At 55.6% G+C, this 26,942-nt stretch carries 24 protein-coding genes; 13 read left to right on the forward strand and 11 right to left on the reverse strand.

All coding sequences use genetic code 11. The features are described 5' to 3' along the window. Positions 1-25 precede the first annotated feature (25 nt). Positions 26-1,450 carry a putrescine-ornithine antiporter gene (potE, locus tag F3J26_RS12650; RefSeq protein ID WP_166994190.1) on the forward strand — a complete coding sequence of 475 codons (1,425 nt, stop codon included), beginning with the start codon at positions 26-28 and terminating at the stop codon, positions 1,448-1,450. Positions 1,451-1,561: 111 nt separating this feature from the next. Here potE and uspE read toward each other — a convergent pair whose 3' ends face one another. From uspE to ogt, 3 genes are all read right to left on the reverse strand, one after another. Then, positions 1,562-2,512, reverse strand: coding sequence for a universal stress protein UspE (gene uspE, locus F3J26_RS12655; protein ID WP_008456376.1), 951 nt, complete (start codon positions 2,510-2,512; stop codon positions 1,562-1,564). A gap of 133 nt (positions 2,513-2,645) precedes the next feature. Next, entirely contained in the window at positions 2,646-3,398 is a 753-nt protein-coding gene (gene fnr, locus F3J26_RS12660; RefSeq protein ID WP_008456375.1) for a fumarate/nitrate reduction transcriptional regulator Fnr, read from the reverse strand. 192 nt (positions 3,399-3,590) lie between these two features. Continuing rightward, positions 3,591-4,106 (reverse strand): methylated-DNA--[protein]-cysteine S-methyltransferase, encoded by a 516-nt coding sequence (gene ogt, locus F3J26_RS12665; protein WP_166994192.1) that lies wholly within the window; start codon positions 4,104-4,106, stop codon positions 3,591-3,593. A 438-nt stretch (positions 4,107-4,544) separates the two neighbouring features. On the opposite strand from ogt, the gene smrA reads away from it, so the two are divergent. Next, on the forward strand, positions 4,545-5,108 hold the full coding sequence (gene smrA, locus F3J26_RS12670) for a DNA endonuclease SmrA (RefSeq protein WP_008456373.1): 564 nt from the start codon (positions 4,545-4,547) through the stop codon (positions 5,106-5,108). A gap of 24 nt (positions 5,109-5,132) precedes the next feature. On the opposite strand, the gene F3J26_RS12675 is transcribed toward smrA, so the two are convergent. Next, a complete protein-coding gene (locus F3J26_RS12675; protein WP_039302512.1) occupies positions 5,133-6,056 on the reverse strand; it encodes a LysR substrate-binding domain-containing protein in 924 nt (307 codons plus the stop codon). A 378-nt stretch (positions 6,057-6,434) separates the two neighbouring features. On the opposite strand from F3J26_RS12675, the gene hglS reads away from it, so the two are divergent. Together hglS and F3J26_RS12685 are read left to right on the forward strand one after the other, a co-directional pair. Further along, on the forward strand, positions 6,435-7,778 hold the full coding sequence (hglS, locus tag F3J26_RS12680; protein WP_166994194.1) for a 2-oxoadipate dioxygenase/decarboxylase HglS: 1,344 nt from the start codon (positions 6,435-6,437) through the stop codon (positions 7,776-7,778). 41 nt (positions 7,779-7,819) lie between these two features. Beyond that, complete coding sequence (locus tag F3J26_RS12685) at positions 7,820-9,322, forward strand: carboxylesterase family protein (protein WP_166994196.1); 1,503 nt, start codon at positions 7,820-7,822, stop codon at positions 9,320-9,322. Here F3J26_RS12685 and F3J26_RS12690 read toward each other — a convergent pair. After that, positions 9,309-10,163, reverse strand: coding sequence for a LysR family transcriptional regulator (locus tag F3J26_RS12690; protein WP_166994199.1), 855 nt, complete (start codon positions 10,161-10,163; stop codon positions 9,309-9,311). The genes F3J26_RS12685 and F3J26_RS12690 overlap by 14 nt on opposite strands. Before the next feature lie 118 nt (positions 10,164-10,281). Between F3J26_RS12690 and F3J26_RS12695 the strand changes: the two genes are divergently transcribed. The 4 genes from F3J26_RS12695 to rimL all read left to right on the forward strand — a co-directional run bounded on the left by F3J26_RS12695 (position 10,282) and on the right by rimL (position 14,899). After that, positions 10,282-11,451 carry a methionine aminotransferase gene (locus F3J26_RS12695; RefSeq protein ID WP_166994201.1) on the forward strand — a complete coding sequence of 390 codons (1,170 nt, stop codon included), beginning with the start codon at positions 10,282-10,284 and terminating at the stop codon, positions 11,449-11,451. Positions 11,452-11,463: 12 nt separating this feature from the next. Next, positions 11,464-12,240, forward strand: coding sequence for a transporter substrate-binding domain-containing protein (locus tag F3J26_RS12700; RefSeq protein WP_166994236.1), 777 nt, complete (start codon positions 11,464-11,466; stop codon positions 12,238-12,240). Positions 12,241-12,494: 254 nt separating this feature from the next. Next, positions 12,495-14,150 carry a glucan biosynthesis protein D gene (locus tag F3J26_RS12705; RefSeq protein WP_166874622.1) on the forward strand — a complete coding sequence of 552 codons (1,656 nt, stop codon included), beginning with the start codon at positions 12,495-12,497 and terminating at the stop codon, positions 14,148-14,150. Between the two features lie 194 nt (positions 14,151-14,344). Beyond that, positions 14,345-14,899, forward strand: coding sequence for a 50S ribosomal protein L7/L12-serine acetyltransferase (gene rimL / locus F3J26_RS12710; protein WP_166994203.1), 555 nt, complete (start codon positions 14,345-14,347; stop codon positions 14,897-14,899). Here rimL and ydcK read toward each other — a convergent pair. Continuing rightward, on the reverse strand, positions 14,896-15,822 hold the full coding sequence (ydcK, locus tag F3J26_RS12715) for a YdcK family protein (protein WP_205246493.1): 927 nt from the start codon (positions 15,820-15,822) through the stop codon (positions 14,896-14,898). The genes rimL and ydcK overlap by 4 nt on opposite strands. Before the next feature lie 113 nt (positions 15,823-15,935). Here ydcK and tehA point away from each other — a divergent pair, with 113 nt between their 5' ends. Together tehA and tehB are read left to right on the forward strand one after the other, a co-directional pair. After that, a complete protein-coding gene (gene tehA / locus F3J26_RS12720) occupies positions 15,936-16,928 on the forward strand; it encodes a dicarboxylate transporter/tellurite-resistance protein TehA (protein ID WP_166994207.1) in 993 nt (330 codons plus the stop codon). Beyond that, the gene (tehB, locus tag F3J26_RS12725) at positions 16,925-17,518 is read left to right on the forward strand and encodes a tellurite resistance methyltransferase TehB (RefSeq protein ID WP_166994209.1); all 594 of its coding nucleotides are present in this window, start codon (positions 16,925-16,927) and stop codon (positions 17,516-17,518) included. The genes tehA and tehB overlap by 4 nt, the downstream gene beginning before the upstream one ends. Positions 17,519-17,685: 167 nt before the next feature. Here tehB and pepT read toward each other — a convergent pair whose 3' ends face one another. After that, positions 17,686-18,915, reverse strand: coding sequence for a peptidase T (pepT, locus tag F3J26_RS12730; RefSeq protein WP_166994211.1), 1,230 nt, complete (start codon positions 18,913-18,915; stop codon positions 17,686-17,688). 119 nt (positions 18,916-19,034) lie between these two features. Here pepT and F3J26_RS12735 point away from each other — a divergent pair, with 119 nt between their 5' ends. Continuing rightward, entirely contained in the window at positions 19,035-20,630 is a 1,596-nt protein-coding gene (locus F3J26_RS12735; RefSeq protein ID WP_008456354.1) for an ABC transporter substrate-binding protein, read from the forward strand. 127 nt (positions 20,631-20,757) lie between these two features. On the opposite strand, the gene celB is transcribed toward F3J26_RS12735, so the two are convergent. The 3 genes from celB to F3J26_RS12750 form a co-directional block, all read right to left on the reverse strand. After that, positions 20,758-22,125: a PTS cellobiose transporter subunit IIC gene (gene celB / locus F3J26_RS12740; RefSeq protein WP_166994213.1), complete on the reverse strand. Its 1,368-nt coding sequence runs from the start codon at positions 22,123-22,125 to the stop codon at positions 20,758-20,760. A gap of 91 nt (positions 22,126-22,216) precedes the next feature. Beyond that, entirely contained in the window at positions 22,217-23,518 is a 1,302-nt protein-coding gene (locus tag F3J26_RS12745) for a 6-phospho-beta-glucosidase (RefSeq protein ID WP_166994214.1), read from the reverse strand. Positions 23,519-23,533: 15 nt separating this feature from the next. Beyond that, positions 23,534-23,839 (reverse strand): PTS sugar transporter subunit IIB, encoded by a 306-nt coding sequence (locus F3J26_RS12750; RefSeq protein ID WP_008460736.1) that lies wholly within the window; start codon positions 23,837-23,839, stop codon positions 23,534-23,536. A 249-nt stretch (positions 23,840-24,088) separates the two neighbouring features. Here F3J26_RS12750 and F3J26_RS12755 point away from each other — a divergent pair, with 249 nt between their 5' ends. Both F3J26_RS12755 and F3J26_RS12760 read left to right on the forward strand, forming a co-directional pair. Beyond that, positions 24,089-25,204: an SIS domain-containing protein gene (locus F3J26_RS12755; protein ID WP_166994216.1), complete on the forward strand. Its 1,116-nt coding sequence runs from the start codon at positions 24,089-24,091 to the stop codon at positions 25,202-25,204. An 88-nt stretch (positions 25,205-25,292) separates the two neighbouring features. Beyond that, on the forward strand, positions 25,293-25,961 hold the full coding sequence (locus F3J26_RS12760) for a DUF3313 domain-containing protein (RefSeq protein WP_166874594.1): 669 nt from the start codon (positions 25,293-25,295) through the stop codon (positions 25,959-25,961). 49 nt (positions 25,962-26,010) lie between these two features. Here the strand turns inward: F3J26_RS12760 and F3J26_RS12765 are convergent, their stop codons facing one another. Next, on the reverse strand, positions 26,011-26,910 hold the full coding sequence (locus tag F3J26_RS12765; RefSeq protein WP_166994217.1) for an EamA family transporter: 900 nt from the start codon (positions 26,908-26,910) through the stop codon (positions 26,011-26,013). Positions 26,911-26,942: the final 32 nt, after the last annotated feature.

A 26,942-nucleotide genomic window follows, 5' to 3' on the forward strand; every position in this document is an offset into this window, starting at 1 on the left:
CCCAGTTAGCTGCAGGAGAGTGAATATGGCAATTAAGAAAATGAGTGTCACTCAGCTAACAATGTTGACTGCCATCAACATGTTAGGATCGGGAATAATATTACTACCCACTAAGCTGGCTCAAGTCGGGAATATTTCGATAGTATCCTGGGTGATTACTGCCGTGGGTTCAATGGCGCTGGCCTGGGCTTTTGCCTGCTGCGGTACGATGAGTAATAAGCTTGGTGGCATGGGCGGTTACGCTGAGTATGCCTTTGGTAAGGCGGGGAATTACATTGCAAACTACACCTATGGCGTTGCGATCGTCATTGGTAACGTCGCGATCTCCATCACTGCCGTGGGTTATATTATTGGGCTATTCAATATTAATCCTAATCCTCTGCAAATTGGATTAATGACGATAGGACTTTTATGGTTAACCACGTTTGCTAATTTTGGTGGAGCCAGCATAACCGGTAAAATTGGTGGCGTCACTGTTTGGGGGGTGATCGCGCCGGTCGTGGTGGTATCGACGGTGGGATGGTTCTGGTTTAAACCCGAAATATATGCCGCAGGCTGGAACCCTCATAACAGCACGCTACTTGATGCCGCAGGCTCTTCCGTAGCAATCACGCTGTGGGCCTTTCTTGGGCTCGAATCGGCCTGCGCGAACAGTGATGCGGTGGATAATCCTAAAAAGAATGTACCCATCGCCGTGCTCTTCGGGACATTGGGCTCTGCGGTTATCTATATCGTGTCGACCAACGTCATTGGCGGAATTATTCCAAACGCTGAACTTGCCAGTTCAAACGCGCCGTTTGGCCTGGTCTTCGCCACGATGTTTACTCCCATGGTAGGGAATATCATCACGGGCCTGATGATTATCGCCTGCATAGGTTCCTTACTGGGCTGGCAGTTCACTACTGCACAAGTCTTCAAGAGTTCTGCGGAAGTGGGCTATTTTGTGCGAATTTTCGCTAAATGTAATAAGAGTGGCACCCCCATCGCAGGAATGCTGATTCTGTTGGGGATTCAAACCATTCTGGGTTGGTTTTCAATTCCCGCCAGCCCTGACGGGACTCGCTACGGCTGGATTCATCATGTAGCCACCGGTAACCTGGGTGTCTCTGACCAATTTTTAACCGTAGTTGACCTGTCGGTCGTCACGAATCTTATTCCCTACATCCTGTCTATGGCAGCCCTGGTAACAATTCAGGAAATCAACCGGGTACCCAGCCATAAGGCTCTGTTGAATAACGCAATCGCTGGGGTTGGGGCTGCGTACAGCTACTTTGCGTTAGTGAATTCTGGTGATAAGGCTTTGATGTACGGGGGCGTAGCCACCATTCTTGGCTTTACATTGTTTGGCGCCGTCAGTGCCAGATTTGTGAAGGGGGAACAACTCGTACATCCTGACCGGGTTATCACTGGGGAAGAGGATGTGCCGGCTATCCCGTACCGGGATAAGTAAAAGGCCGGTATTCGGGCAGAATAGCTGGAACGTATTCGGCTCCAGCCACTGACCAATGAAAACCCCGCAGGTAAATGGACTGCGGGGTTTTTGCCTGAATGGATGGCGACATCAGTCGTCTTCCGGGTCGTCCATCTCAACCGGCGTCTGGTAATCGTCCGGTTTTATCACCAATAAATCACAGCGCAAATGGTCGATAACCTGTTCCGCGGTGTTGCCCAAAAATGCTGCGGAAAGTCCCGTTCGCCCAACGGTGCCGAGTACCACAATCCCGGCCTGAAGATGCTCGGCCAGGTCAGGGATCACCTCTTCCGGCAGGCCTTTCTCGACGTGCGTCATTTTTTCGTCAATGCCGTATTTCTGACGCAACGCCTTCATGGCCACCAGATGCTGGCCGCGAATGGCGTCGTTATACACGCTCGGGTCAAAATCAGGCAGCTCAATGGCAATGTTGATGGGGGTAACCGGATACGCGCCAATCAGGTGAACCTCGGTGTGGTTGACATCATCCGCCAGCTTCAGCGTCTCTCTCACCAGTTTTTCATTCAGCGCGTTGTGGTAAAGCTCTTCGCTGGCAAGGTTCACCGCCACCAGCGCCTTGCCGCCTTCCGGCCACGGCTGGTCTTTGACCATCCACACCGGGCAGGGGCATTTACGCAGCAAATGCCAGTCGGTTGGAGTGAAAATCACGGCTTCCAGCTTGTCATGCTGGTGCGCCATTTTTAGCAGCAGATCGTGCCCGCCGGCGATCACTTCCTGGATGATGGCTTCGAACGGTCGGTTATGCCACACCACCTTGATATCAATAGGAATACCGGCTTCGATATAGTACTGCGCCTGTTGCTTAATCCAGGCCGTGCGCTGGCTGATAACCCCTTTGCGCATTGCGGTGCGTTCATCGGGGGACAGAAGCGTGGTCATTTCGTAGGAAAAATCATAGATAGGCAGGAAGGCTTTGATCCTGCCGCCAATCCGTTGATGCAAATAAACAGCGCGCCGCAGGGCAGGCTGATCGTCCTGATTAGGATCAATCGCGACTAGCATGTTTTGGTAGTTTGCCATACAGGTCTCCTTACAACTGCTTAACCACAGTCTGTGAAGTAAGATTAACCCATAAGAAAGGAATGAAACAGGTGAAGAGCCCTTGCCGGATCAATAAAAGGGATAAAAGCCGATCCGGCAAAGGGGAGGGTTATCAGGCAACGCTGCGCGACTGGCCCGCGAGGTCGGATAACAGATCGATATTCTCGATAGTGATGTACTTGCCTTTCACCGCCAGCATACCGTTTTTCTGGAAGCGACCCAGCAGGCGGCTGATGGTTTCTACCGTCAGACCCAGGTAGTTACCGATATCGCCACGGGTCATGGTCAGGCGGAACTCACGCGGTGAGAAACCGCGCTGCGCAAAGCGGCGAGAAAGATTGTAGATAAAGGCCGCCAGGCGCTCTTCGGCATTCTTTTTGGACAGCAGCAAAATCATGTCCTGATCGCCTTTAATTTCGCCGCTCATCAGGCGCATCATCTGCTGGCGCAGGCTCGGCATTTTACCGGACAAATCGTCGAGCGTTTCAAACGGGATTTCACAAACCATCGACGTTTCGAGTGCCTGAGCAAAGCTCGGGTGATGGCCAGTGCCGATGGCGTCGAAGCCGACCAGGTCGCCTGCGAGGTGGAAACCGGTGATTTGCTCATCGCCTTGCTCGGTAATGGTGTAGCTTTTGATGGTGCCAGAGCGAATAGCGTACAGCGATTTCAGTTCATCACCTGCTTTAAACAGGGTTTGACCCTTTTGAATCGGCTTTTTACGCTCGATGATATTATCAAGCTGATCGAGTTCATGCTCATTAAGCGTGAAGGGAATGCATAATTGACTGATGCTGCAATCCTGGCAATGGATAGCACAACCGCCAGACTGAATTCGTCGAATAATACGCTTTTCAGGGATCATAGATATGCTCGGACCGTAATTGATATTGGTCAATTTTAACATCTTTTTCGCGATCAGGTAAGTCTGGCAGAACGTTATTCGGACAATAATAAAGGGAGGGGGTTAAAAAAGGGTCTTCATCTTGTTGAATTCCCTGAAACATTAAAATGCAGCTACTCTTTTTTGGAATAAATAGCCGCACTTTTGGCACCATCACAGTAATAAATAACCTTCATGGCGCAGCAGCCACTCTTTCCGCGCCACGCCGCCTGCATACCCGGTCATCGTGCCGTTTCGACCAATGACGCGATGGCACGGCACCACAATGCTCACCGGGTTTGAGCCGTTCGCGGCGCCGACAGCGCGAGCGGCCCCGGCGCGGCCTAGCTGTTCTGCCAGTTCGCCATAATGCATCACTCGTCCACAGGGGATATCGCGCAAAGCCTGCCAAACCTGACGCTGGAAATCCGTGCCACCCGTCGCCGTGGGCAGAGTATCGATCACCGCCAGATCGCCAGCAAAATAGTCACGCAGCTTGTCACTAAGGCCCCCAGGGTTACGGCTGCTAACGCGTTGAAATCCTTGTTTCCCATAGTGAATATTCAACAGCTGCTCCATGCGGTCGCTGTGTTCTTCCCATTCCACGGCCCGAAGCCTGAATTGTTCGTCGCACAAGATCCACAGCGGCCCAAGCGGGGTGTCAATCTTATCTTCCAGTATTGTCAGCACGGTATTACTCCGTTTTTTGTCAGGCCTGAACGAATGCGCGGCCCATTTTGAGGCTGAAAAGATAACATGCCCCCAACCGCGTCAGCCAGACCTCAAAAGGATTATCACCGCATCTAAATTTCCAGGCGAAGACGGAAAATAATGGCCGGAAGTAGAGAAAAAAGTTTGATAACTTCCCTGACTTATCGCCCGAAATAGTTAGCGACTGACCGTCTGATTGCGGCGGTGATTATTTCCCCGGTGAAGGGAATAATAATTTCTTTTACGGTTATTTGATTTACCTTTTTTTAACGTAAATGCAAACTTTATATTTTCATTTTAAAGATCCGGTGACATAAATAATTTGCCAACTATTCTGAAATATCTCCCACGGCTGTCCCGTTGAGCCTCAGGCAGGGCGGGGTTATAGTAGCGGCAGCTAACTCAGGAGGATTGACCGTGAACCTTGACGACAAATCGCTGTTTCTTGACGCCATGGAGGATGTCAAACCGCTGAAAAACTGTGCGGACAGCCAGTGGATCAAACCTCAGAAAGAGCACATTGGCGTGAAGCCAGACCCCATCCAACTGGACAACTTTCTCACCACCGACTTTTTGGACATCATTCCCCTCGACACGCCGCTGGAGTACAAGCGAGAGGGTCTGCAGAGCGGCGTCCTGGACAAGCTCCGGCTCGGAAAATACGGCCAGCAGGCAAGTCTTAATCTGCTCCGCCAGCCCGTGGAGCGCTGCCGGCAGATGTTGTTTGCCTACATTATGCAGGCTAAGCAGGATGGCCTGCGTAATGTGCTCATCGTGCACGGCAAAGGACGAGAAGATAAATCCCATGCCAACGTGGTGCGTAGCTTCCTTGGGCGCTGGCTGGCCGAGTTTGACGAAGTGCAGGCTTTTTGCGTGGCGATGCCGCACCACGGCGGAAGCGGGGCCTGCTATGTTGCTTTAAAAAAATCAGAGCAGGCCAAACTGGAAACCTGGGAGAAACACGCCAAACGAAGCCGTTGAGCGGCGGGATGGCGGCGAGCTCCCTCAGGACGGCATTGATTTACGAATCGACGACAGCAGAATTTGCGCAGCCGTTGAGAGCTGAGTGTCAACCCGCGTAAGGATCCCGATAGGTTCCCCGACGCCCGGAATCGGGACAGGAAGCGCGGTCAGCGTGCCCTGGCGCAAATCGTCCTTCACCGCGCCAGAAGGCACAAACCAGACATAGTTGTAGTCGACGGTCAGCTGACGGGAGAGCGAAGCCGACAGCGTTTCGATGCAGGTTGAAGGCAGCTTGCAGCCCTGTGACGCGAGCAGAGATTCCGCGTTATCGCGTGGCACCGTGCCCTGAGGGGAGACCACCGCGGGCCATTCCATCACCCGGCTAAGGGTAATATTTTCATGCAGCAGCGGGTGGTTAGGGCGAACAACCAGCTTGAGAGACTCAAGGAACAGCAGTTCATAGTTCAGGCCCGTCATTAGCTCAGGATCGGACATGCGCCCGATGCCTAAATCCAGTTCCCCGGACTTCAATCCCGCCAGCAGCATGGTGTTATTCATGGTGCCAACCTGCAGGGTGACGTCGCTCTGCTGCCTATGAAACTCGCCGATCACCGCCGGTAAAATACCCAGCGCGGCGGTAGGCAGCGCGCCAATCCGTATCACATCAGAAGGCCGGTCTTCCCGACGTACAAACGACTGCCCGGCATGATTCAGGGCATCAAGCACTTTTACCGCATGGGTTAAAAACTGCTCGCCGGTGAGCGTTAGCTGAGCGCCTAACCGCCCGCGTTCGAACAGACGTGTGCCGGTAAGCTGCTCCAGCTCATTGAGGGTTTTGGAGAGCGCCGGCTGGCTCAGGTTAAGAGTTTCAGCCGCGCGACCCAGTGTTCCCTGCTGAGCGACGGCCACGAAAGTATGTAAATGGCGCAAGCGAATGCGCTGACTGAAGAGACCATTTTTTTCCATGAGCAATGTTAAAAACAGTCCGGCTTCGCTGACAAGCCTCGGTGTTGAATTTTGATAACTTCATTGCAAAATATTATTAACATTTTGTTATGACCAGGCACATAACCACTTTAAATCAGAGAAGATTTTTTCGACAAAAGGGCGCTATTTTGCTGAAAAGTGATGCCGATCTGCAGATTTTAACGCGGCCTGTTTTAGTTAATTTTTTGTTAATTTATACTCGTTATGGCAGGCATTCTGCATAACGCTGCGTTATGTAATGTGCTGAAAAAATTACTTTTTAGGTGCTGCAAAGCAGATCACAAAATGGAAATTCTTCCTGATAAGTGATCCACCAGGTTCTACGCTTTCAGCACTATCCACTGGAGGCATGACATCATGGCGAACACCCTCACGGCCGATGAGATTCGGGACAAATTTTCGCAAGCTATGTCGGCGATGTACCAGCAAGAAGTTCCGCAGTACGGCACGCTGTTAGAACTGGTGGCGGATGTAAACCTGGCCGTGCTGGAACACGATCCTGAGCTGCACCAGCAGCTCGAAAATGCTGACGAGCTGGCAAGGTTAAACGTAGAACGCCACGGCGCGATTCGCGTAGGTAAGGCCGAAGAGCTGGCGGTGCTGAAGCGAATTTTCGCGGTGATGGACATGCATCCGGTGGGTTACTACGATCTTTCCCAGGCCGGGGTACCGGTACATTCCACCGCTTTCCGCCCGATTGACGACCAGGCGCTGGCACGAAATCCCTTCCGCGTGTTTACCTCTTTATTGCGTCTGGAGCTTATCGACAACCCGACGCTAAGGGCTCGCGCTGCCGCAATCCTCGATAAACGCGACATTTTCACTCCCCGCTGCCGCGAAATGCTCGATCTCCACGACAGGCAGGGCGGATTCAGCGAGGCAGAGGCGAACACCTTTGTGGCCGAAGCTCTGGAAACCTTCCGCTGGCATCAGCATGCCACGGTTGACGCCGACACTTACCGCGCCCTGCACGACGAACATCGCCTGATCGCCGATGTGGTTTGCTTCCGTGGCTGCCACATTAACCATCTCACGCCGCGCACGCTGGATATCGACCGCGTTCAGGCGATGATGCCGGAGCGGGGCATCTCGCCCAAAGCCATTATTGAAGGCCCACCTCGCCGTGAACGCCCCATTTTGCTGCGTCAGACCAGTTTTAAAGCGCTGGAAGAGCCTATTTTGTTTGCCGGTGAGCACCACGGCACGCACACCGCCCGATTTGGTGAGATTGAGCAGCGCGGCGTGGCGCTGACGCCTAAAGGCCGCGCGCTGTATGATGAATTATTGCTCGAAGCGGGAAACGGCACGGACAACCTAAGCCATCAGCAGCATTTGCAGGAGGTGTTCAGCCGCTTCCCGGACAGCGATGCGCTGCTTCGTCGCCAGGGGCTGGCCTATTTTCGCTACCGCCTGACGCCGGTGGGCGACATGCATCGCCAGTCCATCAAACCAGGCGACGATCCGCAGTTGTTGATTGAGCGCGGCTGGCTCATCGCCCAGCCTATCATCTATGAAGATTTCCTGCCGGTTAGCGCCGCGGGCATCTTCCAGTCAAATTTAGGCAGCGACGGTGGCCAGCGGCAGCACGGGCACTCCAGCCGCAGCGAGTTCGAAATGGCGCTGGGTGCGGCGGTGGCCGATGAATTCAGCCTTTATCAACAGGCGGAGGATCGCAGCAAACGCCGTTGCGGTTTACTGTAAACGCGTTACCCTGCTGGGATGTCAGCTACAAGGAACAGCAGATGGAACACGTTGTTAACGTTGCTCAGGGTCAACTGAGCGGCGTCCTTCAGGGGGATATTGCGGTGTATCGCGGTATTCCCTTTGCCATGCCTCCCACTGGAAACCTGCGCTGGCGAGCGCCTCAGCCGCCAGAAAACTGGCAAGGTATTCGCATCGCCGATACCTTCGCTCCGGCCTGTTGGCAAAGCCTGGAATACTGCAAAGCCGTCGGCGGCGGCGATCCGGGCCAGTTTTCAGAAGACTGCCTTTACCTCAATATCTGGACTCCCGCCCGGCGGACGGGCAAACCCTTGCCGGTGATGGTCTGGCTGCACGGGGGCGGCTACACTATTGGAGCCGGTTCTTTACCTCCGTATGATGGCGCCGCGCTGGCCTCGCGGGGCGTGGTGTTAGTGACGGTGAACTACCGGCTTGGGCATCTGGGCTTTTTTGCTCATCCCGCATTGGATGAAGAAAATCCGGCTGGGCCGATCCACAACTTTGCCTTGCTCGATCAGATTGCCGCGCTGAAGTGGGTGCAGGCCAACATCGCTGCTTTTGGCGGAGACGCCAGCAACGTCACGCTGTTTGGCGAGTCAGCAGGCGCCCGCAGCGTGCTTTCTCTGCTGGCATCGCCTTTAGCCAGCGGCCTGTTCCACAAGGGGATTATACAAAGCGCCTACACGCTGCCGGATGTCGATCGCCGTAAAGCGTTGAAGCGCGGCGTGGCGGTGGCAGAACATTTTGGGCTGAAGAATGCGAACGCTGAAGCGCTGCGTTCCCTTCCCGCCAGTGAATTATGGGCGCTGGAAGCCCCGCTAAACATCGGGCCGACGCCCATCAGCGGCGATATTGTTTTGCCTGAACCCATGCTGGACACGTTTTTTGCCGCACGACAGCACCGGATGCCGCTGATGGTGGGCAGCAACAGCGATGAGGCGAGCGTGCTGAGCTACTTCGGGATAGATCCCGCCGGGCAGGTTGCGCTTCTGCGCCGGGAAAAGCGTCTCGGTCTGGGGCTTATCAAATTGCTGTATCCCGGCGTTAAGGGTGACGCTGAGCTGGGCCGTCAGGTGTGCCGGGACATGGCCTTTACCACGCTGGGGTTTGTGGTGATGCAGGCGCAACAGCGCGCAGGCCAGCCCTGCTGGCGGTATTATTTTGACTACGTGGCGGAGGCCGAGCGTGAAACCTACGCCAACGGCACCTGGCACGGCAACGAAGTGGCTTATGTCTTTAACACGCTGCAGCTTTCCCCGCCTGCCAGTGAATACGTGACTGAACGCGACCTGCAGTTTGCCGCTCAGATTGGCGATTATTGGGTCAGCTTCGCCCGCAGCGCCAGAGCGCACAGCAAAGCGTTACCAGGGCCGTTAAGCTGGCCTGCCAGCACCAAAGGGCGGGACCGCACGCTGCGGCTGGGCGTTCATCTGCGGGCGCAGTTTAAGGTCGAAAATCGCTTTATGCGGCTGAGAATGCAGTTATTTAAGCGAGTGATGAAACACCACGTCAGCCTGGACTGAGCAACGCATTGCAAAAGGCCTCCAGCCCGGCGGCGCCTTCGCTGCCGGGCTTCACCGCCAGCCTGTAACTGGCCCCGGTTTTTACGCTCCCGGTAAAAGGCCGCACTAACCGCCCGGTACGAAGATCTTCGGCCACCAGCGTTTCGTCTGCGATGGCTATCCCAAACCCCTGAATAGCGGCGCTGATCGCCAGATCCATGGTGTCGAAATGCTGATTTTTCTGCATCGCCAGCCAAGGCGGTGAAGGGTTCTTTCCAAGCCATAATGACCAGTCGGTACGATCGCGAGTCGGGTGCAAAAAGGTCAGCCGCTCCCAGTTGCTCGTCTCCGGCGGAAGCAACGCCTGACTGATAACCGGCGTCAGACGCTCTTCAAACAGCAGCGCGCCGCTTTTGGCCTGTTGACCAAACACAATGGCGGCATCAAACGGTTCGTTTTTGAAATTGACGCCGTGCTCCACGGTCGTGGTTAACGCAACCAGGATCTCCGGCATACGCTGCTCAAGCTGAATCAGCTTCGGCACCAGCCAGCGCATGGCGCAGGTGGGGGCCTTAAGACGAATAATCTCAGGCTTATGGCTGGCCCGGTCGGCCACGTCCAGCAGCGTGTTGAAGGCGTTCTGGAGATCGGGCAGCAGGGCGCTGCCCTGTGGCGTGAGGCGTAATCCGCGTGCATGGCGCTCAAAAAGCGCGAACCCCAGCCACTGCTCCAGCGCCGCAATTTTACGGCTGACGGCGCCCTGGGTCAGGCAAAGCTCTTTTGCCGCCCGGGTGAGGTTCAGGTGCCTGGCCGTGACCAGAAAAGCATCGAGAGTATTTAGGGGAAAATTACGCCGGGTCATGATGCTCTCCGCTGAGCTATGCATTTTTTGCATGGCTATTATGACAACAATTCGATTGTCGTGGCAATGGCGGCGATATTGAATAGTTATGCAAATCGCATCACGTTCAGGAGCCGCTATGGCCATACAAACCCCGGTACAACAACGTTCAAAATTGCCGGACGTCGGAACCACGATTTTTACGGTGATCGGCCAGCTTTCCGCGCAGCACAAGGCGATAAATCTTTCTCAGGGGGCACCCAACTTCCCCTGCGACCCGAAACTGGTCGCTGGCGTCACCAAAGCCATGCAGGAAGGGCATAACCAGTACGCCCCGATGACCGGTCTGGCGTCCCTGAAACAGCTGATTGCCGACAAAGTGGCGAGCCTTTACGGGGCCGTGTATGACCCCGCAGAGGAGGTGCTGGTCACCGCCAGCGCCAGCGAAGGGCTTTATTCTGCGATCGGCGGTCTGGTACATCCCGGCGATGAAGTTATCTACTTTGAGCCTTCTTTCGACAGCTACGCGCCGATTGTCCGCCTGCAGGGCGCCAAACCGGTGGCGCTCAAGCTGAGCCTGCCTGATTTTACCGTTGACTGGGACGAAGTGCGGGCGGCGATTACGCCACGCACGCGGATGATCATCGTGAACACGCCGCATAACCCAAGCGGGCAGGTATTTAGCGCCCATGATCTGGAAATGCTGGCGGCGGTAACTCGCGACACCGACATTGTGATCCTGTCCGATGAAGTGTATGAACACATCGTCTTTGACGGCAAAAAGCACCACGGCATGGCGACGCACCCGCAGCTTGCCGAGCGCAGCGTGATTGTGTCGTCGTTCGGTAAAACCTTCCACGTCACGGGCTGGCGGGTCGGGTATTGCCTGGCCCCGGCGGCGCTGATGGATGAGATCTGCAAGGTGCATCAGTTCCTGATGTTCTCCGCCGACACGCCGATGCAGTATGCGTTCGCCGACTATATGAGCGATCCGCAAACTTATCTTTCACTGGCGGCGTTTTATCAGCGCAAGCGTGATTTAATGCAGTCTTTGCTGGCTGATTCGCCGTTTGAACTGCTGCCGAGCGGTGGGTCATTCTTCCTGCTGGCCCGCTTCGGGCACTTCAGCGATGAGTCCGACAGCGAGATGGTGAAGCGGTTAATCACTGATTACGGCGTGGCGACCATTCCGCTCTCCGCGTTTTATACCGACGGTACTGACAATAAAATTATCCGGCTCTCATTTGCCAAAGATGAAGCCACACTTCGGGCGGGCGCTGAAGCGCTGTGCCGGGTTAAGCCACGCTGATAAGGGGTCATGATGAAAAAAATGTATGCGTTAAGTTTGCTGCTCGGGCTGTGTTCTTCGTTTTCTGCGCTGGCCGCCGGCGAGCTGCGCTATGGCCTCGAAGCGGAGTATCCCCCGTTTGAAAGCCGCAACAGCGCGGGCGAGCTGGAAGGGTTTGACGTCGAGCTGGGGAAAGCCATTTGCCAGGCGGCCAGCCTGAAATGTACCTGGGTTGAAACGTCGTTTGATTCGCTGATCCCGGGGCTGGTGGCGAAGAAGTTTGACGCCATCAACTCGGCAATGAACATCACCGAGCAGCGTCGTAAAAGCATCGACTTTACCCAGCCAATCTACCGTATTCCGTCTCAGCTGGTGGGCAAAGAAGGCAGCGGCCTTGAAGCCACGGCGGAAGGGCTGAAAGGCAAAACCATCGGCGTGCTCCAGGGCTCCATTCAGGAAACCTATGCCAAAGAGCACTGGGAAAAGCAGGGCGTGAACGTTGTGTCTTACAAAGACCAGAACATGGCCTGGGCTGACTTGCTGAACGGCCGTATTGATGCCTCTCTGGTGATGTCCGCGGCAGGTCAGGCGGGCTTCCTCAGCACGCCGCAGGGCAAGGGCTTTGGCTTTATCGGCAAGCCGGTGAGCGACGACACCATTCTCGGCAGCGGGATTGGTTTTGGTCTGCGTAAAGGTGACGCTGTCACGAAAAAAGAGCTGGATGCGGCCATCGATAAGGTGAAAGCCGACGGCACCGTGACTAAGCTCGCGCAGAAGTTCTTCCCCGGCATCGACGTCAGCGTGAAGTAACGTTGACCAGGGCTCGTCGGCACACAGGCTGACGGGCCTTTAGCGTTTTTTTCGCCAGGCAATGGCGAATTTTTCGGTGATATCTGGTTTCCTGAAAAAAAACTTTCGTTCCTCCCCCAAACGCCTTCTCCGCCCATTGGATTCACTGTGAATTTTGTCTAGAGTGTGCGGTCGTACAGGTAGCAGTCTCTTGCCGCTGTTCTTCCCGTCGGGAGGAACAAAACACATCGACACATAAGGACGATTTCTCAGGCATGAATCGCAGACGTTTTATCCAGGCCTCTATGGCTCTCGCCGCTGCCTGCGGCACGCCAACCCTTGCCACGCTATTCTCCCGAAGCGCCTTTGCTGCCGAATCAGGCATCGCTGACGGGCACTCCACCGCCTTCGATTTTGCGGTGCTTCAGGGCATGGCGCACGACCTGTCGAAAAAACCATGGGGCGGGGCACCGCGCGCGCTGCCCAACACCCTGGCTAACCTGACGCCTCAGGCTTATAACGCCATTCAGTACGACGCCGATCATTCGCTGTGGAACAACATCGAAAACCGCCAGCTTGACGTGCAGTTCTTCCACGTCGGCATGGGGTTCCGCCGCCGCGTCAGAATGTTCTCGCTGGATTCCGCCACCCATCAGGCGCGCGAAATCCACTTCCGCCCGGAATTGTTTAACTACAACAATGCTGGCGTAGACACCAGGCAGCTCGAAGGCCAGACGGATCTCGGCTTTGCCGGCCTGAAAGTCTTCAAGGCACCGGAGCTGGCGCGCCGTGACGTCGTCTCCTTCCTCGGCGCGAGCTATTTCCGTGCCGTAGACAGCACGTACCAGTATGGGCTGTCCGCCCGTGGCCTCGCGGTGGACACCTTCACCGACACGCCGGAAGAGTTCCCGGACTTCACCTCGTTCTGGTTTGAAACGCCGAAAGCCACCGACACGACTTTTGTGGTCTATGCCTTACTCGACAGCCCAAGCGTGACCGGCGCGTACAAATTTATTATCAGCTGTGAAGCCGAGCGCGTGGTGATGGAGGTGGACAATCACCTTTATGCCCGGAAAGACGTCAAACAGCTGGGTATCGCGCCGATGACCAGCATGTTTGCCTGCGGCACCAACGAACGCCGGACCTGCGACACCATTCACCCGCAAATTCATGACTCCGACCGCCTGGCCATGTGGCGCGGTAACGGCGAGTGGATTTGCCGCCCGCTGAATAACCCGCAAAAACTTCAGTTCAACGCCTTTATGGACGAGAACCCGAAAGGCTTTGGCCTGCTGCAGCTGGATCACGACTTTGCCAGCTACCAGGACATCATGGGCTGGTACAACAAGCGTCCAAGCCTGTGGGTAGAGCCGCGTAACAAGTGGGGCAAAGGCACCGTTGGCCTGATGGAAATCCCGACCACCGGCGAAACGCTCGACAATATTGTCTGCTTCTGGCAGCCGGAAAAACCGGTCAAAGCCGGGGACGAATTCGAGTTCAAATATCGCCTCTACTGGAGCGGTTTGCCGCCGGTGACGACGGATCTGGCCCGCGTTTACGCCACCCGCACCGGGATGGGCAGCTTCCCGGAAGGCTGGGCGCCGGGTGAACACTTCCCGGAAAAATGGTCCCGCCGCTTTGCTATCGACTTTATCGGGGGCGATTTGAAAGCCGCCGCGCCGAAGGGGATTGAGCCGGTGATTACGCTCTCCAACGGCGAAGCGAAGCAGATTGAGATCCTCTACGTCGAACCGTTTGACGGTTACCGCATTCTGTTTGACTGGTATCCGACCAACGACGCCACCGACCCGGTCGAGATGCGCATGTTCCTGCGTTGCCAGGGCAAAGCGATCAGTGAAACCTGGCTGTACCAGTATTTCCCACCACCGCCGGACAAACGTAAATACGTTGACGACCGCGAAATGCGTTAATCATCCAGCCCCGCCGCGTAAAAGCCGCGGGGCTTTTTTATGCCCGTTTCACCATCTCGTCCTCTTATTGCATAAATACTCTTTCATAATGAATTTCTATATGTTCACTTTTGGCGGTGTTTTAAATCTCGTGCGTTGCCACAAAAAAGTGACATAAGATAACTGTCACCTTCTAACAAAAGCAGGAGTCACGAGTGGAACAACAGCAGGCCTGGCAGGATGAAGTGATTGCGGTTAATGATGATATCGAACTGCATTCGGTGAACGAGCGGTTCGTGAAGGACGTTTTTGCCCTGGTGCAGCGCAATAAAAGCTGGCTGCAAAAGGCGATGAACTGGCCGCAGTATGTTGTTTCCGAGGGCGACACCCGCAAAACGCTGCAGGGGAACTATGTTCTCCACCATAAAGGCTACGCGAAGATGTTTATGATCCTCTATCGCGGCGAGCTGGCGGGCGTCTTTTCCTTTAATCAGATAGTCCCGACCGACAAAACGGCCTACATCGGCTACTGGCTAAGCGAGGATCGGCAGGGCAAGGGGATCATTTCCGCCGTGATTGAGGCCGCGATCTGCAAGTACGCGGGGGAAGGGACAGTGCGCCGGTTTGTCATCAAATGCATCGTCACTAACCAGGCCAGCAACCGGGTGGCCCAACGCAACGGCTTTGCCCTTGAAGGTTGCCTGAGGCAAGCCGAGTTTCTGAACGACGAGTTCCACGATCAGAATATTTACGGGCGCATTGCTGATTAAAAAATGCCATGAAACGGCGTGCGGGTAATTCGCTGTGCGCCGTTAATATCCTTCATGCCGCGAAGATGAATCAGTTCGCCGCCAAAGCCTTCCACCGCCGCCTCATCATAAATCTGCACGTTGTTTTCGATGAGCACGTTACCCATCACTTTCGCCTCGCCATACACCTGTACATTGTTGTCCAGCAGAACCGGGCCGCCGATAAGCGCCGCATTACCGTAAACCTGGACGCGGTGCCTGAGCACGCAATCTCCTTCAATAAGGGCGTTGCCATAGACTTTAGATGAGTAGCGGATGGTCGGGATCTGGCTGTCGCCGCTGCCGGCAATAATACGTGCGTTACCGGACACCTGCGCGCAATCACAAACCCAGACATTGTTCTCTGCATTGCCTTCAATAACGGCGTTATCAAAAATGGCTGAGCGGTGTTCGACAAAGGCGTTGTTCACGCGCGCGTGGCCGTAGATTTGTGCCTGATGGACGATGCGTGAGGCCAGAACCGTGGCGTTCCCGTAGATTTGCAGCCGCATTTCTGTATCTTCGGTCAGCCCCAGCACGGCAATCACCTGGCTCTGCTGCAACACGCGGGCCGAGCCCGAGATAAAGCATTCGCCGCTGATGCGGGAATCCTCGACCAGCACCTTGCCGCCCACTTTTGCGTGATGGCAAATTTCAGACTCGCCGAGGATTTTTGCGTCATCTTCAACCGTCGCACCGTTCCAGATCAGGGCGTCAGGCTCAAGCCAGCAGGTTCCCTCGTGGCTCAGGTTCGCTTCTTCCTCAATCCAGCCGCCGCCTTGCCCGGCCACGACGTTGCCAAAAGCGCAAAGCGCCTCAATTTGCCAGAGTCGAACTTGCCGCTGTTCGCCATCATGCTGATAATCATGAAGCCGCGAAACATCGGTGATCCGGTATTTTTTCATGGTGATTTCTCGCTGTGCACTGCTGATAAACGTAGCAGGTAATTCACCGGCGTAGCGTTTGGCGGCGTAATCGCATAAAATGCATTTAAAATACATTTTAAAAAATAAACAAAATGAATAAACCAATCCCCGGTAGCTTTATCAATCTCCCCGCAGGCTACTTTGGCATGGTGCTGGGCACCATCGGCATGGGGTTTGCCTGGCGCTATGCCGCCACGATTTGGCCGGTGCCGTCGGTTGTTGGTGAGACTCTTGTGGCGCTTGCCGCCGGTATCTGGCTGCTGCTGGCGTTAGCATTCCTGACGCGGCTGGTGCGCTACCCGCACAGCGTGATTGCAGAGATTTATCACCCTTTAATGAGCAGCTTCGTGAGTCTGTTCCCGGCGACAACCATGCTGGTGGCCATCGGCGTAGCCCCTTATCTGCGCCCGCTCGCTGCAGTGATGTTTGGCTTTGGCACCGTGGTGCAGCTTTGTTATGCCGCCTGGCAGTCCGCCGGATTATGGCGAGGTACGCACCCGCAGGATGCCACGACGCCGGGGCTGTATTTGCCCACCGTCGCCAATAATTTTATCAGCGCGATGGCCTGCGGCGCGTTGGGTTATCACGACCTGGGGATCTTGTTCCTTGGGGCCGGTGTTTTTTCCTGGCTCAGCCTGGAACCGGCGATTTTGCACCGTATGCGCAGCGCCGGGGAACTGCCCACGCCGGTACGCACCTCGCTGGGCATTCAGCTTGCCCCTGCGCTGGTGGCCTGCAGCGCTTACCTTGCCGTGAACGGCGGCGTGACGGATTTCTTTGCCAAAATGCTGTTTGGTTACGGCCTGCTGCAATTGCTCTTCATGCTGCGCTTAATGCCCTGGTACCTGGCGCAGCCGTTCAATGCCTCCTTCTGGAGTTTCTCATTTGGTATTTCTGCACTGGCAACCACGGCGCTCCATCTGAGCGCAGGCAGTGGGGACGGGCTGTTTCACGTCATTGCCGTGCCGCTGTTTATTTTTACTAATGTGATTATCGGCCTGCTGCTGGCACGTACTTTTATCCTGCTGATGCAGGGGAAATTGATTTTGCGCACCGCGCGGCCTGAAAATAAGGATCTGTCATGACCGAGAAGTCTGAAAGCTACTACAGCGAAAAATACGGCTTAACTGCCACACATTCTGACGTGCTGAACGCCGTGAAGTACGTTGCCCCCGGTAAAACGCTGGATCTTGGCTGCGGCGGCGGGCGCAACAGCCTGTACCTGAACCAGAAAGGGTTCGACGTCACCGCCTGGGATAAAAATCCGATGAGCATCGCCAGGCTGAATCAGATTATCGAGACGGAAGGGCTGAAAAACATTGCCACCGCCGAGGTAGACCTGAACCAGCTGAGCTTTGACGGCGAGTACGATTTTATTCTCTCCACCGTGGTGATGATGTTCCTCGAGCGCAGCACGATCCCAGGGCTTATCGCCAATATGCAGCGCTGCACCAAACCCGACGGCTACAACCTGATTGTGGCGGCCATGGATACCGAGGATTTTCCCTGCACGGTCGGTTTCCCGTTTGCCTTTAAAGAGGGTGAACTGCGGAACTACTATGAAGGTTGGGAACTGATTAAATACAACGAAGATGTGGGGCAGTTGCACAAGACCGACGAGAACGGAAACCGCATCAAGCTGCGTTTTGCCACGATGCTGGCACGTAAGAAGTAAAAATTAACCCTCACCCCGGCGCTCTCCCTGAAAGGGAGAGCGGTAAATCAGAGCTATACAATAAAATTGTGCTGTTTCTTTCACCGCAAATCGCGGGAGTGAAGCTAAGTGGGATTTCTGTTCTGGTACCCCCTCCCTTAGGGGAGAGGATTAGGGTGAGGGGCAAACTACTTCGCCGCCAGCAGGCAAAGCTTCAGCGCCACATTGTAAGACGCCTCAAACGCCCGTAGCGGTAAAAACTCAAAGCGAGAATGGAAATTGTGCGCGCCGGTAAAGAAGTTCGGCGTCAGCAAACCTTTAGCCGACAGCGCCGCGCCATCCGTGCCGCCGCGCATGGGGATCACCTTCGGCTCAATCCCCAGCTCATCCAGAGCGGCAAAAATCAAATCAATGGCCCGGCGGTCATCGGTAATGGCGTTACTGATGTTGCTGTAGGTATCGCTGAGGCTGAACTCCACGCGTGCAGTCGGGTACTGCGCGGCAATCTTCTGCGCCACTTCGGCAATTTGCTGTTTGCGGCGTTCAAAGTTGGCCAAATCGAAGTCGCGAATATTGGCCTTCAGCAGCGCTTCGCTTTGTGAAGCCTGCATCCCGTTAAACCAGACGTAGCCTTCGCGCCCTTCGGTGTGTTCAGGCGTTTGTTGGCGGTCAAAATGGCTAATGTAGTCCATCGCCATCAGCAGCGGGTTAACCAGCACGCCTTTGGAGGACATCGGATGGCTGGTCACGCCGGCGAATTTCAGCTCCGCGTGGGCGGCGTTGAAGTTTTCATACACCACTTCGCCCAGCTCGCAGCAGTCAATGGTCCACGCGAAGTCCACGTCAAAACGTGCCAAATCCAGCGCTTTGGCGCCACACAGGCCAATTTCTTCATCCGGGACGAAGGCCACCACGATGTCACCGTGCTGGTGCTCTGGCGTCAGGTTTTCCAGCAGCGTCATCACCACCGTGACGGCGGCTTTGTTGTCCGCGCCCAGCACGCTGGTGCCGTCGCTGAAGATAATCTCTTCGCCAGGATAGGCGTTGATTTCCGGGTGCTCCGCCGTGCGCAGCCAGATGTTCTCTTTGGCGTTCAGGCATAAATCTTCGCCGGTGAAGCGCAGGATCTGCGGATAAATGTCCGGGGAAAGGCCAACGTCAACGGTATCAATGTGCGTAATAAACCCCACACGCGGTGCGCCAGCGACGTTGCCTTTCTTCACGGCGGTTACCGTGGCGTGCTCATCAATCACAATATTTTCAAGGCCCAGAGTGCGCAGTTCTTCCGCGAGCAGGCGGGCCATTTCGTGTTGTCCTGGGGTACTGGGCAGGCTGCTGACGCGCGGATCGCTTTGGCTGGTCACCGCCAGATAACGAAAGAAGCGCCGGGTGAGCTGCTCGCTGAGCGACGAAGACATAGTGTTTCCTTATTGTTAGATGTTGTTTGTTGGCAATGTAAATTTAATGTTATTTATTAAGGCGCTTTGCACAAGCTTTATTCATTCAGGGTCAGGACAAACACCACAGGAAGACAGCGATGAAAACAAAGATTACAACGCTTGCACTTGCCGTAGCGGCGCTCTCCATCAGTACCAGCGTGGCGGCCAGCACGCTGGTTTATTGCTCCGAAGGCTCACCGGAAAACTTCAACCCGCAGCTTTACACCTCGGGCACCAGCGTGGATGCCAGCGCGGTGCCGGTTTATAACCGGTTGGTGGATTTTAAAGTCGGCACCACGGAACTGCAGCCCAGCCTGGCGGAGAGCTGGGACGTCAGCGAAGACGGCAAAGTCTATACCTTCCATCTGCGTAAAGGCGTTAAGTTTCAGAGCAACAAATACTTTAAGCCCACCAGAGACTTCAACGCGGACGATGTCATTTTCTCGTTTATGCGCCAGAAAGATCCTAAGCATCCGTACCACAACGTTTCCAACGGCAATTACTCCAACTTTGAAAGCCTGGAGTTTGGCAAGCTGATCACAGCGATTGATAAAGTGGATGACAACACCGTGCGCTTCACGCTGGCGCACCCGGAAGCGCCGTTTGTCGCGGATTTAGGCTGGTATTTTGCCTCGATTCTCTCTGCCGAATACGCCGATGTCATGATGAAGGCCGGCACGCCGGAACGCGTCGATTCCGACCCCATCGGCACCGGGCCGTTTGAGCTGAAGCAGTACCAGAAAGATTCCCGCATTCTCTATACCGCTTTCCCTGATTACTGGCAGGGCAAATCAAAAATCGACCGTTTAGTGTTCTCGATCACGCCGGATGCGTCGATCCGCTACGCCAAACTTGAGAAAAATGAATGCCAGGTTATGCCGTTCCCGAACCCGGCGGATTTGCCGCGCATGAAGGAAAACAAAGACATCACGCTGATGCAAAAAGCGGGTCTGAATACTGGTTTTCTGGCATTTAACACCCAGAAACCGCCGCTCGATAACGTGAAAGTGCGCCAGGCGCTGGCAATGGCGATTAACAAACCGGCCATTATCGAAGCGGTGTTCCACGGCACGGGCATCGAGGCAAAAAACCTACTGCCGCCGGGCGTGTGGAGCGCGGACGATAAGCTCAAGGATTACGATTACGATCCTGAAAAAGCAAAGGCGCTGCTCAAAGAAGCCGGGTTTGCCAACGGCATGAGCATTGACCTGTGGGCAATGCCGGTTCAGCGTCCGTATAACCCGAACGCTAAACGTATGGCAGAGATGATTCAGGCCGACTGGGCGAAAGTTGGCGTGACGGCGAAAATTGTCACCTACGAATGGGGCGAATACCTCAAGCGAGTGAAGGGCGGTGAGCACCAGGCGGCGCTGATGGGCTGGACGACGGCCACCGGCGACCCGGACAACTTCTTCGGGCCGCTGTTTTCCTGCACGTCGGCCAACGGTGGGTCTAACTCATCCAAATGGTGCTATCAGCCGTTTGATAAACTGATTCTCGAAGCCCGTGCCGAGGGGAACCACGATAAGCGAGTTGAGCTCTACAAAGAAGCGCAGCAAATGATGCACGACCAGATGCCTGCGGTGATGATTGCCCACTCCACGATTTTCGAGCCGGTGCGTAAAGAGGTGACCGGGTATGAAATTGATCCGTTCGGGAAGCATATCTTTTATCAGGTGGATGTGAAGAAGTAACTGGACGGAAGGTCCCTCTCCCAGAGGGAGAGGGAATAAAGAAGATTACATGTTGTTTTTCCGCTCTCTCCCTTTTGGGGAGAGGGTCGGGGTGAGGGCTTTCCCTCTTTCGGACACAAATCAACCGCTACATCGTACTACGCTCGCTCACCGCCTCCACTGGCGCAGTTGCCGTCGCCTGATTCGCCTGTTGCTCCTCGCGGAATTTCAGGTTATCCCAGACCCGGAAGAACGGATAATACATCACCAGCGAGATAGCCAGGTTCACAATCTGCAGAATCGAGCCGGAAACATGGCCGCCTGTCGCTAAATAGCCGCTGACGATAATCGGCGTGGTGAACGGCAGCGCAATCCCCGCAGGCGGCGCTACCAGACCTGTTGCCATCGCCGTGTAGGAGACAATCACCAGCACCACCGGGGTCAAAATAAACGGCACCACCAGGTACGGGTTCATCACCAGCGGAATGCCAAACACCATCGGTTCGCTGATGTTAAACAGGCTGCCCGGTGCGGCAATTTTACCCAGTTGCTTCATTTGCACACTGCGGCTGCGGATCAGCATAAAGATCACCAGACCTAACAGCGCCCCGGTGCCGCCAGGGGCGATCCACAGGTCATAGAACTGCTGGGTAATGATGTGCGGGATAGGCAGGCCGTTCTGGAATGCCGCCAGGTTCTCGGACATATTGGTCAGCCAGACAGGGCGGATAAACACCAGCACGATGGTGTCGCCGTGCAGGCCGAGCGTCCACAGAATACCAATCAGGATCACCGACACGATCATTCCCGGTAACGAGCCGCCAATGTGGCTCATCGGAATGCCGACCAGATCGGTGATCATGGTGTTGATGTCACCAAACGGCGTGGCTTCCACCAGCAGGCGAAGCGCCAGCACCACGGCCAACACGCAAAAACCCGGCACCAGCGCGAGGAACGATTTTGCTACCGCAGGCGGCACGCCCTCCGGCATGCGGATCACCAGATTACGATTGCTGATAAACCGGTAAATTTCGGTAGAAAGCAGGGCGATCAGAATGGCGACAAACAGCCCCTGGCTACCAATTTGCCCCATGGGCAGCACGCCCTTCACAAACTCAGCGGGCCCCCCGGACGGCGGAGTGAACATAATGTTCTGCGGGATGGTCATGATAAAGGCTACCAGCGACACCGCCCCGGCGGTGAGCGGGTCGATGGTGCGGTATTTTTCGGCCAGACGATAGGCGATCCCGAAACTCGAAATAATCGCCATGATGTCATAGGTCGCTTTGACCGGATAAAGCAGCTTGGTCTGCCACGTGGCACCAAACAGATCGGTCATTAGCTGGGGGTAACCCGGCACCGGCAGATAGGCGAAAATCAGGAAGAACGAGCCAATCAGCATGAACGGCATGTTCAGAATGATCCCGTCGCGGACGGAAAGCACGTGCTTTTGCCCGGCGATTTTCAGCGCCACGGGCAGCACATATTTTTCAAGAAACGATTTCTTTGCGGACACGGTTACCCCTGTCCCGGCGCATGGCCGGGCATTATTGTTATTGATTTCTGTTGTGGGGTGGACGTAAAGCATCGCCCACCGGTAAGCGGCGCTAATTAAACTGCGGCAGCCACGCCTTGTTGCTTGCAAGCACTTCATCGAGCAACGCCTGAGCGATATTCACGTCAGCCACCAGCGGGTTCGCTATCAGGGCCAGGAGCGCCTGCTGCTTATCGCCGTGGACCGCCGCTTCAATCGTCAGTCGTTCAAAGTCTTTCACCTGCTGGGTCAGGCCATTCATCAGGGGAGGAAGTTTGCCGAAGGCCAGCGGATGGGCCCCCAGCGCGTCGATCACGCAGTTGGTTTCAATCACCGCGTCGTCCGGCAGCCCCTGAATAGCGCCGTTGTTGGCGGTATTCACCACCATCTGCTTGCCGAGGTTATTGTGCAGGGCGTCGATAAGCTCCAGGGCCACTTCGGAATAGAACGAGCCACCGCGCTGGCTCAACTGCTCCGGCTTTTTGTCGAGCTGTGGGTTGGCGTACAGCTCAAACAGCTCGGCCTCGACTTTCATTACCTGTTCGGCGCGGGTGCCTTTCCCGTTCGCCGCATCCGCCAGCTCGTCTTTGAGCATGGTGCGGGTTTGCCAGAAATAGCGGTGGTACGGGCAAGGGATCGCTTTCAGGGCTCGCAGCAGGGCTGGCGGCCACGGAATCGCTTTGATGTTGTTCATCGACAACTGCTCGCCATCGCACAACATCTCAATCACCTCGGCGGTCGCGTCCCGCCCATTGGCAATCACCTCGTGCACCCACACCATGTGGTTGAGCCCGGCGAAGCGCAGCGTGACTTTGTCGTAAGGCAGTTGGAGCATGTCAGCGATGGTGTGGTGCATGGTCACCGGCACGTTGCACAGGCCAACAATGTTGGCGGCGCTGTAGCGGGAAACTGCCTCGGTGACGATCCCCGCCGGGTTGGTGAAATTAATAATCCACGCATTCGGGGCCAGGCGCTCCACGCGTTTAGCAATGTCCAACATCACCGGAATAGTACGCAGTGCTTTTGCAAAACCACCGACACCGGTGGTCTCCTGGCCTAGCAGCTCGTGGCTGAGGCCCAGGCGTTCGTCGGCGGCGCGAGCGGGCAGTTGCCCCACGCGAAGCTGGGTCAGCACAAAGCTGGAACCCACAATCGCAGCGTCTGGTTCGTAATGCACCGTCACTTTGACCTGTTCCAAACCTTTGCTGCCGAACATGCGGCGAGCCAGCGCGGCGATGATTTCAACCTTCTGGCGGCCCGCTTCTACATCCACCAGCGCCAGCTCCGTCATCGGCAGGGCGGCATGGCGCAGAATCAGGCCTTCAATCAGTTCCGGGGTGTAGCTGCTGCCCCCGCCCACAACGGTAATTTTCATTGGTTTCTCCCGGTATCAGGCCATCAGAGTTATGGCTTTATCCAGCACGCGGTCGCCGCGCATGGTGCCGTAATCCATCATGTCGATCACCGCCACGGGTTTGCCGAGAGGAGCCGAAAGCTCGGAAAGGCGGGCCAGTTCGAACTGCACCTGAGGGCCGAGCAGCACCACGTCGGCGCTCTGCAGGTGACTTTCAATTTCGGCCACAGACACCGCGTCAATTTGAATGTCCAGGGCGCGTTTTGTGGCCTCGGCACGCATTTTTTGCACCAGCATGCTGGTGGACATCCCTGCGGCACAACACAACATGATCTTTTTCATTACCTTTATCCTTCAAATTGAAAACGTGTTTCAAACAACAGCGCGTTTATTCAGCATGTATGAAAATTATTTTCATGACCGTGATCTGCGTTGGATTATTGGTTTCCCGAATGTTAAAGGAATAACAAGACTTTTACGGAGGAGGGTGAAACGGCGGCAAGGCATCGCGGCAAAGTTAATTGAAAAATAATTTCAACGCATTATGATGATTTATCCGCCTGTGACGCAGACACAAGGAACCTTTCAGCGATGGATATTGTTTATCACTTGGTCCATGGGTTAGCCGACTCTTCTCCCCAGGAAACGCGGCTGGCCCGCTTTTTTCTGGAGAATTTCTTCCAGCTACCGGATGCCACCATGGAGCAGTTGGCGGCGCGCGCGGGTGTCAGTCAGGCTACGCTCCAGCAGTTCGCGCGTACCATCGGCTGCAGCGATATGAATGATTTCCTCGGCCAGGTTCGCCACCAGCAGCACGACAGCCGGGTACAGGATTTGCTGGCAGCGCCGTCTCAACTGCTGGGGGATGCCGCCTGGGTGGATAATGACACGCTGCAGTTTCTGGCCAACCGTGGCGGCGTGGCGAAAGACGTGCTGGAGCGCTTTTCTCATTCCATAGGGCGGGATGCTGAGGGCGACATTATCAGCCGGATCCGCCAGCGGCTGGCGGAGTTCAGCCAGCAGGAAGCGAGAGTTGCGCAGGCTATTTTGCACGATCCGGGCTTTGCGTCGTCGGCGACAATCGACCAGCTTGCCCAGGCGGCGGGCGTCAGTCCGGCCACTATCACGCGCTTTGCCAGAGCCGCAGGCTGCGACGATATTCGTGATCTACGCATGAAGCTGGCGCAGGCCAGCACCGCCATACCGGGTAGCGAGCTACCGGCTTCCTGGCAACAGCGGTTGAGCGGCATCCAGCAGGCGCTAACTCAGCAACTGGAAACGCTTCCGGAAGCTAATGTTTCGCGCGCCGTTTTGCTGCTGAAGCAAGCGAAAGCGATTCATATTTTCAGCGCAGGCGCGGCAGACACGCCTTTTGCCAGCCTTTTGCAGTACCGCCTGCTGACGCAGGGCCAGCCCGCCAGCGTCTGTTATGATCCTGCCCTGATGAGCTTCACCGCCTCAATGCTGAATCGCGAGCAGGCGATGATCGTCTTTGCCAGCTCGACGCCGGACAGCACCTTGTTAGCGGCCGTGCAGCAGGCCAGGCGGCAGGGCGCAGCCATCGTTATGGTGACGAAAGATCCCGCCAGCGCGGGGCAGGCCGGTGACGTCTGGCTGCCTCCCGGGGAAGGGCATTACGGCGCATTATTGATTGTTGACCTGCTTTGCGATGGGCTTGCCGCCCCCGGCGATGAGCGCGCGATCTGAGTTTTGACGTCAAGGCCGCTTAACCCCCACACAAAGTGTCGTTTTTTGCTATACCTGAAAGGCTTATACCCACAAACAGGATCAAACGATGCGGAGCAAAACGTATTTTAAAGTGGCTTGTCTGGCAGGTTTATTAGCGCTGGCGGGGTGTGCTTCAAAAACCACCGCGCCAGAAAAATACTCTGGGTTTCTAAAAGATTACTCCGGTCTGCAGGAGACAAAATCAGCTACCGGTAAAACCGTTATGCGCTGGGTTGACCCGAACTTCAAACCCGGCAACTACGACAGCCTGGTCTACAATCCGGTGGTCTACTACCCGACGCCAAGGCCCACGACCCAAATAGGCCAGAACACGCTGGATGGTCTGCTGGCGTACACCAACACCAAATTAAAAGCCGCGGCGGCGCAGCGGAAACCGCTGGTCACGACGCCAGGCCCTCACAGCCTTATTTTCCGGGGCGCGATCACCGGCGTGGACAGCAGCAAAGAAGGGCTGCAGTTCTATGAGGTGATTCCGATTGCGATGGTTGTCGCAGGCACGCAAATGGCCACCGGGCACCGCACCATGAATACCGATCTCTATTTCGAAGGCGAGCTGATTGATGCGGCAACCAACAAACCCGTTTTACGCGTGGTCCGTAAGGGCGAAGGGAAAACGCTCAGCAACGAAAATGCCAAAGTCACCGTCGATACCCTGAAACAGGTTGTGGATGATTTGGCCACCGATGCCACGATGTTTGACGTGCCGAATAAATAACCTTTTTTGCAAACAAAAACCGCAGCCCTGAACAAGCTGCGGTTTTTTATTACGCCAGCTTTCTCCGCCACGGCAGCCACTGTTCCGGCTTAGCAAACATCACCAGGTTACCCAGCAGGATCATCACCAGCCCAAGTACGGCGTTCGCGTGCCAGACGTACCCTTCGTAAAGCGTCGACAGCGTCAGCGCCACCAGCGGGAAGAGCAGCGTACTGTAGGCGGCCTGGCTCGCCCCGATGCGGCCTACCAGGGTGAAATAGGCGCCAAAGGCTATCACCGAACCAAAAATCGCCAGATAAAGCAGCGAGCCAAGGTAGCGCACGGTGAAATCCGGCATAAACGATTCGCCGCTCGCCAGCGCTACGACGCCCATAATTGCCGTGCCGTAAAACATCGCATAGGTATTGGTGGACAGCGTTTCCAGGCCCTGGCCTTGATGGCGGGCACTGATCATATTCCCCAGCGAAAAACCAAAGGTGCCGAGCGCGCTAAGGCCGATGCCGATCAGCAGCGAAGGCGCCAGTTGAGTGGCTGCAAGATCGTGCCAGAACAGGGCCACGATGCCGGCAATGCCCAGCGCGGCAGCGGGCAATACGCGGGGAGACGGTTTCTTGCGGAAGAACAGAAAATTGTTGAAGGCGTTGAACAGCACCGCCATTGAGAAGATCACCGACTCCAGACCGGAGCTGATATAGGCCGCCGCGTGGTAGAAGCAGAAGAAGTTGAAGCCGAACACGCACGTGCCCTGCAGGACGCAAAACAGGTGGTCTTTGAGCCCGATACGCTTCAGGCGGCCCAGCGCGAGCAGCACAACAAGCATCACCACGGCCGCCACGGCAAAGCGCCAGAAAATAGACACGGGAACTGAAACGACCCCCTGTTGCATATAAATGGCAATCCAGGTCGTTCCCCAAATCACCACCACCAGAATATAAAGCAAAGCGTTCATTGTTGTTCTCGTCAGTCAAAACCAGATGACGA

The sequence above is a fragment of the Enterobacter sp. Ap-867 genome (genome assembly GCF_011752855.1).
In the GTDB taxonomy this organism is placed as follows: Bacteria; Pseudomonadota; Gammaproteobacteria; order Enterobacterales; family Enterobacteriaceae; genus Cedecea.